This is a genomic window from Mycobacterium sp. NGS61 (assembly GCF_059812325.1).
The window spans coordinates 1-15,971 of record NZ_JCALCL010000012.1 but is presented as its reverse complement, the minus strand read 5'-3'; the positions used below and the strand labels follow the sequence as shown (position 1 = coordinate 15,971).

The following is a 15,971-nucleotide window of genomic DNA, read 5'->3' as shown; positions in this document are numbered from 1 at the left end:
GTCAGCTAGATCCCCGACCCAGGGTTCAGAATCCCCAACGGATCCAGCGCATCCTTGATCCGCCGGTTCAGGTCCATCACCTCAGGTCCGAGATAGTCGCCCAGCCAGGGCCGTTTCAACCGCCCGACACCATGCTCACCGGTGATGGTGCCGCCCAGCCCCACGGCCAGGTCCATGATCTCGCCGTACGCCAGCTGGGCGCGTTCGGCCATCGCGGCATCGTCGGGGTCGAACACCAGCAGCGGGTGCGTATTGCCGTCCCCGGCGTGGGCGATCACCGAGATCATCAGGTCCCGCTCCTCGGCGATGCGCGCAATCCCGGTCACCAGCGAACCCAGCGCCGGCAGTGGCACCCCCACGTCCTCCAGCAACAACGATCCCTTGGCTTCGACCGCCGGGATGCAGAACCGGCGGGCGGCGACGAACGCCTCCCCCTCGTCGGGGTCGTCGGTGGAGAACACCTCGGTGGCACCATGTTCGGCGAACACCGTGGCCATCAACTCGGCATCTTCCGCGCCGGCGCGACCCCGTTCGTCGGAAGCGGCCACCAGCATCGCTGCCGCGCCGCGGTCCAGGTCCATTCGCAAGGTGTCCTCGACGGCGTTGATCGCCACCGAGTCCATGAACTCCAGCATCGCCGGGCGCAGCCGGGCGGTGACGCCGAGCACCGCATCGACGGCGGATTCCACCGACGCGAAACTGGCCACCACCACGCTCAACGGGTTCTGGGCTGGCATCAACCGCAGCGTCACCTCGGTGACCACGCCCAGCGTTCCTTCGCTGCCCACGAACAGCTTCGTAAGAGAAAGTCCGGCAACGTCTTTCAGGCGCGGACCGCCCAGCCGCACCGCGGTGCCGTCGGCCAGCACCACCTGCATGCCCAACACGTAGTCGGTGGTGACGCCGTACTTCACGCAGCACAGCCCGCCGGCGTTGGTGGCGATATTGCCGCCGATGCTGCAGATCTCCCACGACGACGGGTCCGGGGGATACCACAGCCCGTGCTCGGCGACGGCCTTCTTCACCTCGGCGTTGAACAGGCCCGGCTGGCATACCGCGGTACGGGTCACCGGGTCGACGGTGATATCGCGCATCTTCTCTGTGGACAGCACGATCCCGTTGTCCACCGCCGTCGCCCCGCCGGACAAGCCGCTGCCGGCGCCGCGGGTCACCACCGGCACCCGGTGTGCAGCCGCCCACCGCAGCACGGTCTGCACCTCTGCAGTGTGGCGCGGGCGCACCACGGCCAGCGGTTTGCCCGCCGAAGGGTCCAGCGCACGGTCCTGTCGGTAGCCCTCGGTCACCGCGGGATCGGTGATCACCATCCCGTCGGGCAGTTCGGCGATGAGGTCCTCCAGCACACGCCGATCCTACGTCGCTGGATCCACCGCAAACTCCGGCGCGCGGTCCAGTTCCCGCAACGCCGGCAGCCGCAGGCAGATCAGCCCGGTCGCCAGAATCGGCAACGCCAGCGCCAGGAACGCGACGTGCAAGCCGGCGGCGTCGGTCAGCGGGCCGGCCAGCAGCAGACCCAGCGGACCGGCGCCGTAGGCCAGCGACGTCATCACGCCGACCACCCGGCCGCGCAGCTGCGTCGGGGTGCGCGTCTGCACGACGTAGGCGTAGATCGGCTGGATCGGCCCGTACACGACGCCCACCACCGCGACCAGCGCCAGGATCACCGGCAGCGGCGGCAGCAGCGCGATCAATGCCGCGGCCGCGCCCAGGGTCAGGACCGCGGCCAGCATGATCATCCGGCGCGGTACCCGTTGGGCCAGCGCCACGTAACCCAGCGCACCCACCAGCCCGCCCAGCGACAATGCCATCAGCACCGTCCCGAGCTGTCCCGGCTGATTGCGGTCGGTGAAGTACTTCGGGAACAGCACGCTTTCCATCGGCAGGTACAGCGCGGTGACCACCAGGTCGATCAGCGCCAAGGTGCGCAGCACCCGCAAACTCCACACCAAGCGCAAGCCTTCGGAGATCCCCGACCGCAGACCCTCGGGCCGCGAGGCATGCAGCGGTTTACCGGCACCCTCGAGGCGCAGCACCGAGATCGCCAGGATGGACAATGCGAACGCAGCGGCGGTGATCCACATGGTGGTGATGCCGCCGACCGTTGCGATCATCAGCCCGCCGATCCCCGGACCGACCATGAAGGCCAGGTTGAGGATCGCCTCGTAAAGGCTGTTCACGCGGTCCAGCGACCACCCCGCCCGGGCGGCGGCCTCGGGCAGCATCGACTGGCGGGCGGTGATGCCGGCCGGGTCGAAGGCCGCCGCGCAGGCGCCCAGCCCGGCCAGCACCGCAACGTTGACCGCCTGCTCGCCGAACGCCCACGCCACCACCGGGACCGCGGCCACCGCTGCCCCGGACAGCGCATCGGCCACCATCGAGACCCGCCGGCGCCCGAAGTAGTCCACCGCGGTGCCTGCGACCAGCGTGGAGAACAGCAGCGGCAGCGTGGTCGCGCCCGCGACGATCGAGGCCTGTCCCGCGCTGCCCTGTCGCTGCAGCACCAACCAGGGAAACGCGACCAGGGAGATGCCGTCGCCCGCACCTGCCATCAGGGTGGCGAACAGGACCAGCAGGGCCGGGGTCTTGTGGTTCACGGGCTTCTTCTCGTTCATGGATACCCTTGATGTGGTCGGGCCGAATGTAGCGGTAAACCACCCGCCGGAACCACCGAATTTCGGTGCAGCCGAGCGCCGCCGGCTGGGTGAATGCAGGATGTACGTGTGTCGCTCCGCCATCCCCGCACCGGCCGCGCCTTCGACTCGCCGGTGCCGCCCGGCTCGGGGTGGCCGGGTGACAGGGCGACGCCGCAGACCCCGGTGGCCGCCGACGCTGCGCAGGTCACCGAGCTGGCGGGGGCAGCGGGGTCCATCGCCGAGCTGGACGCGCAGAGCAGCGTGTGCCGGGCGTGCCCGCGCCTGGTCACCTGGCGCGAGGACGTGGCGGTGACCAAACGACGCGCGTTCGCCGAACAGCCGTACTGGGGACGACCGGTGCCGGGGTGGGGTTCGGAGCGTCCGCGGCTGCTGATCGTCGGGCTGGCTCCCGCCGCCAACGGCGCCAACCGCACCGGACGGATGTTCACCGGCGACCGGTCCGGCGACCAGCTCTATGCGGCGCTGTTCCGGGCCGGGTTGGTGAACCAGCCGACCAGCGTCGACGCCGCAGACGGCTTGCGGGCCAAGCAGATTCGTCTGGTCGCCCCGGTGCGTTGCGCGCCGCCGGCCAACGCCCCGACGCCGGCCGAGCGGGATACCTGCGCGCCCTGGCTGGGTGCGGAGTGGCGGCTGGTGTCGGCGCACGTGCGGGTGCTGGTCGCCCTCGGCGGGTTCGCCTGGCAGGTCGCCCTGGCGATGACGGGCGCTCCCAAGCCCAAACCAAAGTTCGGTCACCGGGTCGTCGCCGAGTTGCCTGCCGACAAGCGCCTCCTCGGCTGCTACCACCCGAGCCAGCAGAACATGTTCACAGGTAGGTTGACTCCGGCAATGCTCGACGAGGTGTTCGCGGACGCAAAGAAGCTGGCAGGGATCAGGTAATGGTGGAATCGGTGCTGGTGTCCGGTGCCAGCGTGGCGGGCCTCGCTGCGGCGTATTGGCTTGGGCGCAATGGTTATTCGGTCACTGTGGTGGAACGTCATCCGGGGCTGCGGCCGGGCGGGCAGGCAATTGACGTGCGTGGGCCGGCGCTGGAGGTGCTGGATCGGATGGGTCTGCGGGCCGTCGCCGAGGATCTCAAGACCCGCATCAAGGGTTTTTCCGTCGTCGACCGTGACGGCAACGAACTGTCCAGGGACACCGAATCCACGCCGACCGGTGGGCCGATCGACAATCAGGACATCGAACTGCTGCGCGACGATCTGATCGGATTGCTTTACGACGAAACCAAATTGAAGACCGAGTTCCTGTTCGACGACACCATCGTCACCATCAGCAATCTGGGACCGTCCGTCGACGTGACATTCGAGCATGCCGACCCCCGCAGCTTCGATCTGGTGGTCGGCGCGGACGGCCTGCACTCGAACGTGCGCCGACTGGTGTTCGGTCCCGAGGACCGTTTCAAGAAGCGACTGGGAACGTACGCGGCGATCTTCACCGTGCCGAACTTCCTGGAACTGGACTACTGGCAGATGTGGCACTACGGCGACACGAGCATGGCGGGCGTGTACAGCGCGCGCAACAACTCCGAGGCGCGGGCAATGCTCGGATTCATGGAACCCGACGTGCGAATCGACTACCGCGACAGGGAACTTCAGTTCGCCGAGCTGGACAGGCGAATGGCCGACGACGGGTGGGTCCGTCCGCAGTTGCTCGAGCTGATGCGATCCGCGCCGGATTTCTATTTCGACGAGATGGCGCAGATCGTGATGGATCACTGGTCGATCGGACGGGTGGTGCTGGTGGGCGACGCCGGCTATTGCTCCTCGCCGATGTCGGGCCAGGGGACCAGTCTGGCGCTGCTGGGCGCCACCATTCTGGCCGGCGAACTCAAGCTGGCCCGCCTCGATCACGGACTCGGATTCGCCAACTATTTCAAGCGCTTTCGCGCCTACACCGAACGCACCCAGTTCCTGGCCACCGACAGCATCCCGGGTGGCGCACCCATTTCGCAGGAACAGTTCGACCTGATCGTGAACTCGATCACGTTGATGAACTACTGAGGGAAGGTTCCTGCCGCCGAACGCGTTGTTCCCGTCGTGCGCCTTTCCGTTCTTGATCTCGTCCCGGTGCGCACCGACCAGTCCACCGGGAACGCGCTGGCGGCCACCGTGTCGCTGGCGCAGACCGCCGACCGTCTGGGTTTCACCCGGTACTGGATCGCCGAACACCACAACATGCCATCAGTGGGTGCGACCAATCCGCCGGTGCTCATCGCCTATCTCGCCGCGCAGACCCGGCAGCTGCGGCTGGGTTCGGGTGGGGTGATGTTGCCCAACCACGCGCCGTTGACCGTCGCCGAGCAGTTCGCGCTGCTGGAGGCCGCCGCGCCGGGCCGTATCGACCTTGGCATCGGCCGTGCCCCCGGCTCCGATCCGGTCACGTCCTACGCGCTGCGTGGCGGGAAGGACGACAGCGACATCGCGAACTTCCCGGACTACCTCGACGATGTGGTCGCGCTGATGAGCGCCCACGGAGTGCGGGTGCCGCTGCGTTCGGGGGATTACACGCTCAAGGCGACTCCGGCCGCGGTCAGTGAGCCGCGGTTGTGGTTGCTGGGCTCGTCGATGTATTCGGCGCGGCTGGCAGCTGCCAAGGGGCTGCCGTATGTATTCGCCCATCACTTCTCCGGTCAGGGCACCGAGGAGGCGCTGCAGTATTACCGCTCGCATTTTCGTCCCAGCGACCTCACGGCCGAACCGCTGACCTTCCTGACCGTCAATGCCGCCGTCGCCGAAACCCGGGACGAGGCAACGGATTTGATCCTGCCCAACCTGCAGATGATGGCTCGGTTGCGCACCGGGAAACCGCTCGGACCGGTGCCGTTGGTCGAGGAGGCCCGCGGGGCGCAGTTGACGCCGCCCGAGCAGCACATCGTCGACAGTGGGTTGCGCCGCGCTGTGGTCGGCGCACCCGCCGAGGCGGCCGAGCAGCTGCGTGTGTTGGCCGAGCGGTTCGAGGTCGACGAGGTGATGGTGCATCCGGTCGCCTCGGCACACCGCGGCACCGACCCGGCGACCGCACCCGCCCGGGTGGCGACGCTGGAGCTGCTCGCCAAAGAGCTGTTCTGACCCGGCCCGTCTTACGCCAACGTGGCGGACGGCGGCGGATTGTTCGCCGCCGGATCGGGCACGTGCCTCTCGATCCATCGCTGCAGATCAGCCGCCGGCAGCGGCGGGCTGTGCACGAAACCCTGGGTGATGGTGCAGCCGTACTGACGCAGCGCGCGCAGGGTCGCCTCGTCTTCGACGCCCTCGGCCACCAGGTCGGCGCCCAGACTGGCGGCCAGCGCCACGGTGGATCGCACGATCGCCACCGACCGGGGATCCTGGGCGAGTCGTGCCACGAACACCCGGTCGAGTTTGAGCTCGTCGACCGAGACATCCTGCAGCCGCGCCAGCGAGGACCAGCCGGTGCCGTAGTCGTCCAGCGAAATGCGCACACCGAGCTGCTGCAACGCAGCGACGGTGTTGCGGGACCGTTCCGAGTCGACCAGCGTGCTCTCGGTGATCTCGATGATCAACGCGTCGGCGGGCAGGCCGTGGGTGCGCAACTGCTGCTCGATGGTGCCCACCAGGTCCAGATCCAGCAGGTTCGTCGTTGACAGGTTCACCGCGACGGTCAATCGCAGGCCCTGCTCACGCCAGCTGCGGATCTGCTCGAGTGCGACGTTGACGGTACGGTTAGCGACCTTGCGCATCAGGCCGGCGCGTTCGGCGGCGGGCAGGAACTCCTCCGGCAGCAACAACCCGCGGCTGGGATGATGCCAGCGCAGCAAGGCCTCGACGCTGTGCACGCTGCCGTCGTGGGCGTTGATCTTGGGTTGGTAATGGCAGGTCAGGTCGGCGCCGTCGACCAGCGCGACGCGTAGTTCCTCGATCAGGTTGGGATCGTTGTCGCGGTACAGCTCGTACGCCGAGTCGTACACCACGATCTTGCTCCGGGTGGACTTGGCGTGCGGGATCGCAATCTCGGCGCGGTTCAGCAGCTCCTGCGGATGATCGCAGTGGTCGGGGTACAGGGCGATGGCGATGCGGGCGTCGACCTGCACGGTCATCGGATCCAGCGTGAACGGGTGCCCCAACGCCTCCAGCAATCGGCCCGCCTGTGCGCGCGCCGCGATCAGGTCGGCCCCTTCGGCAAGCAGGATCGCGAACTGGTCGTCACCGGCGCGGGTGAGCAGATCTTCCCGACGTACGTTCTGGGACAGTCGGTTCGCGATCTGGCACAGCAGCTCGTCACTGAAATGGTGGCCGACCGTGTCGCTGATCTCCTGGAATTCGTGCAGTTGCAGCAGCAGCAGCGCGCGACGGGCCGGGGTCCTGGTGCTCAGGGTGGGGGTGAGCACGGGTGTGGACGGCGGAGAAGTGGGCACCTCGGTCAGCGCTGTGGCCAGCGACCGCCGGTTGGGCAGCGTGGTCAGCTCATCGGTCATGGCCCGCTTGTGGGTTTCGGCCATGATGCTGACCTCGCGGAACGTCACCGAGAACCGCGCTGCCACCGCGATCAGACTCAGCGCCGCCAGAATCTGCGCGGCGCGGGATTCGGGCCCCACCGCGGTGACGGACAACGCGACGATGGTGCATGCCACCGGTGCCACATAGGGACCCAACCCGCGCCTGGGCAGCGGCGGCACCGACGACCACGCCGCCCAGCTGGCCGCTGCGATCAACAGCGAGGAGGCGGGCCAGAACGCGTCGAGGATGGTGCCGACCCGATAGTCGCTAGCGGACGTCTCGAACAGGTACGCGGTGTCGGCCGTCGCGAACAGGACGAACCCGGCCGCCAGCAGTCCCCAGCGGAATTCGTGCCGCCAGCCCAGGATCGGCAGCATCCCGGCGGCCAGCGCCAGCAGCACCAGGTCGAACCACGGGTAGACCAGTCCCACCAGCACGGTGGCCGGTGCCCGCAAGGCGGCGTCGTGAATGGGCCCGGCCATCAGCGCGGCGCCGACGGCCGCCATGGCCAGGCCGCACACGACGGAATCGAGACGGATCGGGACGGGCACCCGTTTCAGCCGGAAGCGCATCAGCAGTAACAGACCGGCGTAGGTGAGCGGGTAGAACGCCAGATAGGCCGGATCGGCGATCGACGGCGACTGACCTTCGTGGACCCAGCGGGTGTAGATGATGTCGCCGAATGCCGAAGAGGCCATCCCGACGGCGATCAGGATCCACGCCGGACGGTCGGCCGTGACGCGGTAGCCGCGGACGGCGACCAGCGACGCGGCGAACAGGTTCAGCGCGGGATAAAGGACGTTGGCGAAGAACGGCGTGTGGTCGGCGCGCGGGTCGGGCCAGCACGACGCCGCGAAAATGACCACACCGATCGTCAGAAGCGTCAGCGCGATCCGGATGCCCAGCGGCGGCCACCGGACGCTCGGCGGTTGTTCGTAGGTTTCGTCCGGCTTCGGTCTGGCCGCCGTGGCGAGCGGCCGGAAGGTGCGGGCCAGCGCGCTGGCGTTGGCCGAGCCGCTCACCGATCCGAAGGCGCTCGGGGCACCTCGGGGCAGCCGGCCGCCTTCGAGGCTGTTCTCGAACGCCGCGATCGCCGAATCGGCCGATTCGGGCAGTGCGTAGCGCAGTGGCAGATCCGGCACGAAGCTGCGGATGCATTGCCCGCCTTCGCGTTTGGCGGCATACATGGCCAGGTCCGCGTGGCGCAGCAGCTCGTCGACGGTGACGGTGGACTCGGCGACCGCCGCGGTGAACCCGATGCTGGGTCGGACGGCCAGGGGGACGCCGTCGATCACGATCGCCGGCTCGAACGCGTCGAGGACTCGTTGTGCCACGGCGTGCGATTCGGCGACCGGGCCTTCGACGAGCACGGCGAATTCGTCACCGCCGAGTCGGGCGACGGTGCCCGCCTGATCCAGCGCGGCGGTGAGCCGACCGGCGACCCGGACCAGCAATTCGTCGCCCGCCGGGTGGCCCAGCGCGTCGTTGACGGACTTGAAGTCGTCCAGGTCCAGGCACATCACCGCGATCGGTGCGGCGTGCTGGCGGCGACGGGAAACAGCTTCTTCCAAGGTGTGCAGGAAGTTCGCGCGGTTGGCCAGCCCGGTCAGGCTGTCCCGGAACGCTTCCTGGGCGACATCGCTCAACAGGCGCTGGTTCTCGACCAGCACCAGCAACTGCCGGATGAGCACCGTCGCCACCAGAATTCCGAGCCCCACCAGCAGCGGGCCGTGCCGCATCATGTGCAGGGCGTGGCCCAGCCCGATGGCGGCGGCCAGCACCAGCGGAAGGTAGGGCAGCCACAGCCGTACCCGCGAGGTGATCTCGTCGAGCGTCGGCGGGACATCAGACTCTTGCGCGCTCACCAGTCCGGCCAGCGCCGCCAGGCCCAAACCCGCCACCCGGCTGACGTCCACCAGATCGCCGGTGTGGTAGCTGCCGATGCCGGTCTGGAAGAGCACGACCATGTCGGTGAGACCGATGGTCACAATCCCGCTGGACAGCAGCGTCATGCTGCGGCGGCCGCCGGGGCGGCCCCGGGACAACACCAGGATCGCCGTGGTCATCAGGGTGACGTCGGCGAAGACGTGGACCACTGTGGTGGGCCGCGAACCGGTGTTGGTTTGCAGCAGTTTGTCCAGGACGAACACCCACGAGGCCACGAACAGCGATGTCGCCACGATGATGCCGTCCAGGACGAGTCGCCACAGGTTGTGGCCGGCCGGCTGGGCCAGCAGCAATAAGGCGGTGAGGGTGCCGACGGGATACAGCAGCAGCACGAACTCCGCTGCGGCCGGATGGGTGGCGTGGTCGAGTTCGGGTCGCACGTCCAGCGCGGCCCAGATGACTTCGCCGACAGCCCAGCCGGTCAGTGCCACCGCCATGGCCAGCCACCCGAACCTGAATCGCCCGACCGCCTGCCGGGCCGCCGCCACCGCACAACTGCTCGCGAACGTGAGGCACAGCACGGTCACGACCTGCACCACGGGCCGCGTCGCGTAGGGACCCTGCCAGCCGCACAGCGAAGAGCAGATCACCAGCAGCGCCGCGAAACCGTACCCGAGGACGACGGCACAACTGACGCCCATGCTCAGCCCGGTGAGCGGGCACGGCAGTCCCGTCCAGCGCTTCATTCCAGCTCCAGCTCGCGCGCGCATTTTCGGCGAAGTACCGACGAGCTTCACCGCGCTCCCACAGAATAGCTGCCGGACTCTGGTCCGACTCGATGACGAGCGACTACGCGGCCACCGGCTACGAACTCGTCGCGGCCAGCGCGTCCCGCAGGATGCGCCCGGTGGCCTCCCGGTCCGGGTCGCGGCGCAGCACCATGCCTTTCACCAGCGACAGCTTGTCGCCGCTGCGCCGGGGCAGGACGTGCAGGTGGATGTGCAGGACGGTCTGGAAGGCGGCCCGGCCGTCGTTGATCGCGATGTTGGTAGCGTCCGCCAGGTCGGTGGCTTTGGCGGCCCGCGCGATGCGCTGGCCCAGGGTGATCATGCCGGCCAGCGTCTGTGGTGGCGTGTCGGCGAGGTCCACGCTGTGCTTCTTGGGGATGACCAGGGTGTGCCCGCGGGTGAACGGCCGGATGTCCAACAACGCCAGGTACTCGTCGTCTTCGCAGATCCGGATGGCCGGGGCGTCCCCGGCGACGATCGCACAAAACACGCAGGACATGCCGTCACCGTACTGGGTCGCGACAGTCCGGCCGCAGCCAGCGATACGCTGCGGCGGTGGACCCTCGTGATCTCGCGTTCGCCGGCGCGGCCGAACAAGCGCGCATGCTGGCCGACGGGGAAGTCACGGCGCCGGAGCTGCTCGAGGTCTACCTGGAACGCATCGAGCGGCTGGACAGCGAACTGCGCTGTTACCGGGTGGTGCGCTACGACGCTGCCCGCAAGGACGCCGAAACCGCCCAGCAACTACTGGACGCCGGGGTGCGCCGGCCGCTGCTCGGGGTGCCGCTAGCAATCAAGGACGATGTCGACGTCGCCGGTGAGGCGACCACCTACGGCAGCGGCGCGCACGGCCCGCCGGTAACCGACGACGCCGAGGTGGTGCGCCGGCTGCGGGCGGCGGGCGCGGTCGTGATCGGCAAGACCGCGGTGCCCGAACTGATGATCATGCCGTTCACCGAGTCGCTGACGTTCGGCGCGACGCGCAACCCGTGGAACCCGCGTCGCACGCCGGGCGGCAGCAGCGGCGGTAGCGCGGCGGCGGTCGCTGCCGGACTGGCGCCGCTGGCGTTGGGTTCCGACGGCGGCGGGTCCATCCGTATCCCGGCGACCTGGTGCGGATTGTTCGGACTCAAACCGCAACGGGACCGGGTCTCGCTGGAGCCGCACGACGACGCCTGGGAAGGGTTGAGCGTCATCGGTCCCATCGCGCGTTCGGTGCTGGATGCGGCGTTGTTCCTGGATGCGACGACGACGGTGCCCGGGCCCGACGGCGAGTTCGTCGCGGCGGCGACGCGCAGTCCCGGACGGCTGCGAATTGCGTTGAGCACCAAGGTGCCGACGCCGATGCCGGTCCGGGTGGGCCAGGCCCAGTTGACCGCGCTCGAGCAAGCGGGTGCGTTGCTGCGCGACCTGGGCCACGAGGTGATCGTTCGCGATCCGCAGTATCCGCCGTCGCTCTACGCGAACTATCTGCCCCGAATGTTGCGGGGCATCAGCGACGACGCCGACGCGCAGGCGCATCCCGAGCGGCTGGAGCCGCGGACCCGCACCATCGCGCGAATGGGTTCGTTCTTCTCTGACCGGCGGATGACCGCGCTGCGCGAGGCCGAGGTCGGTTTGAGCCGGCGGATCCAGTCGATCTTCCAGGACGTCGACGTGGTGGTGACTCCGGGCACCGCGGCCGGCCCGTCGCGGGTCGGCGCCTACCAGCGCCGCGGCGGGATCTCGACGTTGTTGCTGGTGGGCCAACGGGTTCCGTTTCAGCAGGTGTGGAACCTCACCGGCCAGCCCGCCGCCGTGGTGCCGTGGGACTTCGACGACGAGGGCCTGCCGATGTCGGTGCAGTTGGTCGGCCGGCCCTACGACGAGGCGACGCTGCTGTCGTTGTCGGCGCAACTCGAAGCGGCCCGACCGTGGGCGCAGCGGCGCCCACCGGTGTCATGAGCTGTTCAGCGCCCGCCAGGCGGCCAGTTTCACCCCGGGTTTGGTGGCGTGCGCCGGGCTGGTCGACGGCAGCCGCCGGCAATCGACGCCGGCGCGGTCACCGACGAAGCGCCTGTACAAGTCGGCCGCCTTCGCACCGTTGAAGTAAACCCGTTGGATGGCAGGGTATTTGGCGTATAGCTCAGTAAAATCGTTGATTACCAGGCTTTTCGGATCGATTGCGGAGTCCAGGCTGCCCAATCGGTGGCAGGCGTGCAACACATCCCACAGTGCCACCGCCCGATCCTGCAGGTTGGCCAGTCGTCGGGAATACGTTGCTGTGCAGTCGAATCCGAAGATTTCGCCAAGGATGGTCCAGAACGCGTTGCGCGGGTTCGCGTAGTACTGCTGTACGGCCAGCGACTGGGCGCTCGGAAACGAGCCCAGGATCAGGGTGGTGGCCCGGTTGTCGATAACCGGCGGCAGTCCATGCAGCTGCGGTGTGGTCGTCATTGTCTCGGTGGGTACCCCGGGTAACGCTGTCATGGCGAACGTTGCTGTTGTCAGGGTATCCGTCGGTGCGTGGGTCGCGCGGCGGGCGCATCGAATCGCCACCCGTCGTTATACGTTGACCAAATGGCTGAGGACGTGGACGACGATCTGCTCGACGGGTTGGCCGGTGAGCAGCGCGCGGAGCGCGCAGAGCTGGTGGGGTGGCTGCAGGAGCAGGGCATCACCGCCGAGGAGATCCGTTCGTCCAGCCCGCCGCTGCTGCTGGCGAGCCGCCATCTGATCGGTGACGACGGCACCTACGTCTCCACCCGGGAGATCAGCGAGAGTCACGGCATCGATCTCGAGCTGCTGCAACGGATTCAGCGCGCGATCGGCCTGGCCCGGGTGGACGACCCCGACGCCGTGGTCCACATGCGCGCCGACGTCGAAGCCGCCGCGACGGCCCAGCAGTTCATCGAGTTGGGCTTGCCGCCCGACCAGGTGATCGCTGTCGTGCGGGTGCTCGCCGAGGGCTTGTCGCACGCCGCCGAGGTGATGCGGCACGCCGCGCTGTCGGCGATCATGCGCCCCGGGCTCAGCGAAGTGGAGATCGCGAAAGCGTCGAAGGAGCTGATCAGCAAGATCACCCCGCTGCTCGGGCCGATGATCCGGGAAATGCTGTTCATGCACCTGCGGCACATGATGGAGACCGAGGCGGTCAGTGCCGGTGAGCGGGCAGCCGGTCAGCCGCTGCCGGGTGCCCGCGCGGTCACGATCGCGTTTGCCGACCTGGTCGGATTCACCAAGTTGGGCGAGGTGATCTCGGCCGAGGAACTCGGGCAACTCGCGAACCGGTTGGCCGACCTCGCACGCGACCTGACCGCCCCGCCGGTGCGGTTCATCAAGACGATCGGTGACGCGGTGATGTTCGTCAGCCCCGAGCCGGCGCCGTTGCTGAACACCATGCTCGAGCTGGTGGAGAAGGTGGACACCGACGACGACTTTCCCCGGCTCCGGGCCGGGGTCGCGTCCGGGATGGCGGTGAGCCGGGCCGGTGACTGGTTCGGCAGTCCGGTCAACACGGCAAGCCGGGTCACCGGGGTGGCGCGCCCGGGCACAGTTCTGGTCGCCGAGTCGACCCGGGAGGCGCTGCAGACCGATTCCGGCGACGACGGTTTCGAGTGGTCCTTCGCCGGTGCGCGCCGCCTCAAGGGCATCAAGAACGAGACGAAAGTCTTTCGGGTTCGGCAGGGCGGGTGAGCCGGTCTCGCATATGGGCAGGCCCGGTGTGACTCTGGGGGGCGTCACCGACTCCGTCTTGCGCGGGTCTGACGCGGCCGGGTCTTACCCCTGCGTCCGGCACTTGAGATTCGGTCACTTCCGGGCCTGCTTCGTTACCAAAAATACAACTGGACCTGCCGGATCGCAACGGTTCTCAAGGTCGCATCGGGCGCCCGGGAGCGGTGGGGGAGGTTCGCCGAGCGCGAAATACATTCGACGAACTTAGTAATCATGTAATGATGTAATCATGAGCATTCACCATCATGGACGGCGGCACGGCCGCCCCGGCGGCTGGCAGCAGGCCGACCAACCCGACGCAACGGGTGCGGCCGAGTGGTTCGCCGGACGGATCCCTGAAAGCTGGTTCGACGGCGATCCCGAAGTCGTCGTCGATCGGGAGGAAATCACCGTCGTCGGCAGACTCGGCGCGGCCGACGAAAGCGCCGAACGTGCCGAGGGCCGGGCGTCGCGATTCCGAAAGGAAACTCGGCCGGAACGGATGGCCATCGCCGACGAAGCGCAGGCCCGCTTCGGGCGCAAGGTGTCCTGGGGCGTCGAGGTCAACGGGGAACGAAAGTTGTTCACCCACATCGCGGTTCCGGTGATGACGCGGCTCAAGCAACCCGAACGCCAGGTGCTGGACACCTTGGTCGATGCCGGCGTCGCACGCTCCCGCGCGGATGCGCTGGCCTGGTCGGTCAGACTGGTCGGCGAACACACCGAGGAGTGGCTGGCCAAGCTGCGCAGTGCCATGTCCGCGGTGGATGACTTACGCGCCCAGGGGCCCGACCTGGCGCCACCGTCGTCGTCGAACTAGCGACTACTTTTCTTTGTCGATCTTGGCGAAGATCTTGTCGACGATCTGACCACCCTGGTTGGTGATCTTGAACCCGCAGGCATTGACGTCCACGATGATGTTGTTCGCCACACCCATCGCCCGCTGGCATTCCCAACCGTTGGCGCCTTCCTGGGTGTTCATCACTGTGATCTTCGGTGGGCTGCCCACGACCTCCGAGAAGGTCCACCGGTAGGTCTTGCCCTTGTTGGTGGCCGTAATCGTCTTCCCGGCGCACGTCTTCCACTTGGTGAACTGGGCTCGCACAATCGATTCCGCTTTGTCGGCGGTCGGAAAGGCGATCGCGGCCTCGTTGACCCAGTGGTCGTTGTTGTCGCCCGGCTCCGACAGAATCAGGCCGTTCAGCCCGGTGTAACCGGATCCGGAGTACACCGGTCCCTGACTGGTATACATCGCTCCCTGGCAGTCCGGCTGCGACAGCGTCACCGGCGAGTTGTCCATCGTCGTGATCGGCTTGCCGGGTTGCATGGTCGACGCACTCATCACCGAGTTGATCTCCGACGAGGTGAGCAACAGTGAATTCAGCCGGTCCTCGGAGATCGGCGGCTTCGGCTTGGTCGGCTCCGACTGGTTGACCAGCCAGATACCGATGCCGCCGATCAGGACAACCACGACGACCGCGACGGCGGCCAGGATGGGCCACAGGTTCCGTTTGCGTGGCGGCGGTTGCTGTCCCGGGTTCCAGGCGGGGACCGGTCCCGACGGGTGTGGCGGTAGCGGGCCACCGCCCTGGAAGTACTGCGGATGCGGCGGCTGATTCGGTGCGGCGATCGGGCCGCTCGAGCCCGCCCAGGCCGGCCGTTGCTGCGGGATCGGACCCGACGGTCCGGACCCGCCCGGATACTGGGGACCCGACTGCTGCGGTCGCGGCGGCGACGGGGGTGGCGGAGTCCGCGGCGGCGGCGGCACGGACCCGGCGGCCATGGTCGGCGGCAGCACGGTGGGGGCACCGGGCAGGACGGCTTCCTGGCTGCGGCGCACGATCTTGTCGGCGTGGTCCTGGTCGGGGCTGCTGAGCGCTTCGTGCGCGGCCAGGGCGAAGTCGCCGGCGCTGGAGTAGCGGTCTTCGGGCTTTTTAGCCATGCCACGCGCGATCACGGCGTCGAAGGCCTTGGGGATGCCGGCGCGCGCGGCACTGACCTGCGGGATCGGATCCATCAGATGAGCCGTCACCAACATGCCGGCGCTGTCCGCGCGGTAGGGCGCCCCCCCGGTCATGCATTCGAAGAGCACGCAGGCCAGGGAGTAGATGTCGGCGCGGTAGGTGACCTCGTCGTTGGAAAACCGTTCGGGCGCCATGTATTTCCAGGTGCCGACGGCGGTGCCCAGTTGGGTGAGTTTCTCGTCGGTGGTGGCGCTGGCGATGCCGAAGTCGACCAGATAGGCGAAGTCGTCGCGGGTGACCAGTACGTTAGGCGGCTTGACGTCGCGGTGCATGACGCCGGCGGCGTGCGCGGCGTCCAGGGCCGAGGCGATCTGGGTGATGATGGCCACCGCGCGCGGTGGGGTCAGCGGGCCGTACCGCTTGAGGATGTTGTCCAGGTCGGTGCCCTCGACCAGACGCATTTCCAGAAACATCTGGCCGTCGATTTCGCCGTAGTCGTGAATGGGTACAACA

Annotated in this window: 12 protein-coding genes; 6 read left to right on the top strand and 6 right to left on the bottom strand. The window is 68.1% G+C overall.

Going from position 1 to position 15,971, the window contains the following annotated elements; genetic code table 11:
- Positions 1-5: 5 nt before the first annotated feature.
- Positions 6-1,325 carry an FAD-binding oxidoreductase gene (locus AC5Y3Z_RS21185; RefSeq protein WP_463826813.1) on the bottom strand — a complete coding sequence of 440 codons (1,320 nt, stop codon included), beginning with the start codon at positions 1,323-1,325 and terminating at the stop codon, positions 6-8.
- A 45-nt stretch (positions 1,326-1,370) separates the two neighbouring features.
- Positions 1,371-2,630: a multidrug efflux MFS transporter Tap gene (tap, locus tag AC5Y3Z_RS21180; RefSeq protein WP_463826677.1), complete on the bottom strand. Its 1,260-nt coding sequence runs from the start codon at positions 2,628-2,630 to the stop codon at positions 1,371-1,373.
- Positions 2,631-2,723: 93 nt separating this feature from the next.
- Here tap and AC5Y3Z_RS21175 point away from each other — a divergent pair, with 93 nt between their 5' ends.
- The 3 genes from AC5Y3Z_RS21175 to AC5Y3Z_RS21165 are packed head-to-tail and all read left to right on the top strand — an operon-like array spanning position 2,724 to position 5,740.
- A complete protein-coding gene (locus AC5Y3Z_RS21175; protein WP_463826676.1) occupies positions 2,724-3,551 on the top strand; it encodes a uracil-DNA glycosylase in 828 nt (275 codons plus the stop codon).
- 2 nt (positions 3,552-3,553) lie between these two features.
- Positions 3,554-4,672, top strand: coding sequence for an FAD-binding protein (locus tag AC5Y3Z_RS21170; protein ID WP_463826812.1), 1,119 nt, complete (start codon positions 3,554-3,556; stop codon positions 4,670-4,672).
- A 36-nt stretch (positions 4,673-4,708) separates the two neighbouring features.
- Positions 4,709-5,740, top strand: coding sequence for an LLM class flavin-dependent oxidoreductase (locus tag AC5Y3Z_RS21165; protein ID WP_463826675.1), 1,032 nt, complete (start codon positions 4,709-4,711; stop codon positions 5,738-5,740).
- 11 nt (positions 5,741-5,751) lie between these two features.
- Here AC5Y3Z_RS21165 and AC5Y3Z_RS21160 read toward each other — a convergent pair whose 3' ends face one another.
- The gene (locus tag AC5Y3Z_RS21160) at positions 5,752-9,714 is read right to left on the bottom strand and encodes a diguanylate cyclase domain-containing protein (RefSeq protein WP_473140170.1); all 3,963 of its coding nucleotides are present in this window, start codon (positions 9,712-9,714) and stop codon (positions 5,752-5,754) included.
- 163 nt (positions 9,715-9,877) lie between these two features.
- Positions 9,878-10,300 carry an HIT family protein gene (locus AC5Y3Z_RS21155; RefSeq protein WP_463826673.1) on the bottom strand — a complete coding sequence of 141 codons (423 nt, stop codon included), beginning with the start codon at positions 10,298-10,300 and terminating at the stop codon, positions 9,878-9,880.
- A 56-nt stretch (positions 10,301-10,356) separates the two neighbouring features.
- On the opposite strand from AC5Y3Z_RS21155, the gene AC5Y3Z_RS21150 reads away from it, so the two are divergent.
- Positions 10,357-11,745, top strand: coding sequence for an amidase (locus tag AC5Y3Z_RS21150; RefSeq protein ID WP_463826672.1), 1,389 nt, complete (start codon positions 10,357-10,359; stop codon positions 11,743-11,745).
- On the opposite strand, the gene AC5Y3Z_RS21145 is transcribed toward AC5Y3Z_RS21150, so the two are convergent.
- On the bottom strand, positions 11,740-12,237 hold the full coding sequence (locus tag AC5Y3Z_RS21145; protein ID WP_463826671.1) for a DNA-deoxyinosine glycosylase: 498 nt from the start codon (positions 12,235-12,237) through the stop codon (positions 11,740-11,742). The two genes, AC5Y3Z_RS21150 and AC5Y3Z_RS21145, sit on opposite strands and share 6 nt — an antisense overlap.
- Before the next feature lie 123 nt (positions 12,238-12,360).
- On the opposite strand from AC5Y3Z_RS21145, the gene AC5Y3Z_RS21140 reads away from it, so the two are divergent.
- Together AC5Y3Z_RS21140 and abmR are read left to right on the top strand one after the other, a co-directional pair.
- Entirely contained in the window at positions 12,361-13,476 is a 1,116-nt protein-coding gene (locus AC5Y3Z_RS21140) for an adenylate/guanylate cyclase domain-containing protein (protein WP_463826670.1), read from the top strand.
- Between the two features lie 268 nt (positions 13,477-13,744).
- Entirely contained in the window at positions 13,745-14,314 is a 570-nt protein-coding gene (gene abmR / locus AC5Y3Z_RS21135) for an ATP-binding transcription factor AbmR (protein ID WP_463826669.1), read from the top strand.
- Between the two features lie 3 nt (positions 14,315-14,317).
- On the opposite strand, the gene AC5Y3Z_RS21130 is transcribed toward abmR, so the two are convergent.
- On the bottom strand, positions 14,318-15,971 hold a 1,654-nt coding region (locus tag AC5Y3Z_RS21130; RefSeq protein ID WP_499918500.1), incomplete at its 5' end, for a serine/threonine-protein kinase PknH/PknJ.

Coding starts and splice junctions, on each gene's coding strand:
- AC5Y3Z_RS21185 (WP_463826813.1), bottom strand. CDS start 1,325: ATGGTGATCACCGATCCCGCGGTGACCGAGGGCTACCGACAGGACCGT.
- tap (WP_463826677.1), bottom strand. CDS start 2,630: ATGAACGAGAAGAAGCCCGTGAACCACAAGACCCCGGCCCTGCTGGTC.
- AC5Y3Z_RS21175 (WP_463826676.1), top strand. CDS start 2,724: ATGCAGGATGTACGTGTGTCGCTCCGCCATCCCCGCACCGGCCGCGCC.
- AC5Y3Z_RS21160 (WP_473140170.1), bottom strand. CDS start 9,714: ATGGGCGTCAGTTGTGCCGTCGTCCTCGGGTACGGTTTCGCGGCGCTG.
- AC5Y3Z_RS21155 (WP_463826673.1), bottom strand. CDS start 10,300: ATGTCCTGCGTGTTTTGTGCGATCGTCGCCGGGGACGCCCCGGCCATC.
- AC5Y3Z_RS21145 (WP_463826671.1), bottom strand. CDS start 12,237: ATGACGACCACACCGCAGCTGCATGGACTGCCGCCGGTTATCGACAAC.
- AC5Y3Z_RS21140 (WP_463826670.1), top strand. CDS start 12,361: ATGGCTGAGGACGTGGACGACGATCTGCTCGACGGGTTGGCCGGTGAG.
- abmR (WP_463826669.1), top strand. CDS start 13,745: ATGAGCATTCACCATCATGGACGGCGGCACGGCCGCCCCGGCGGCTGG.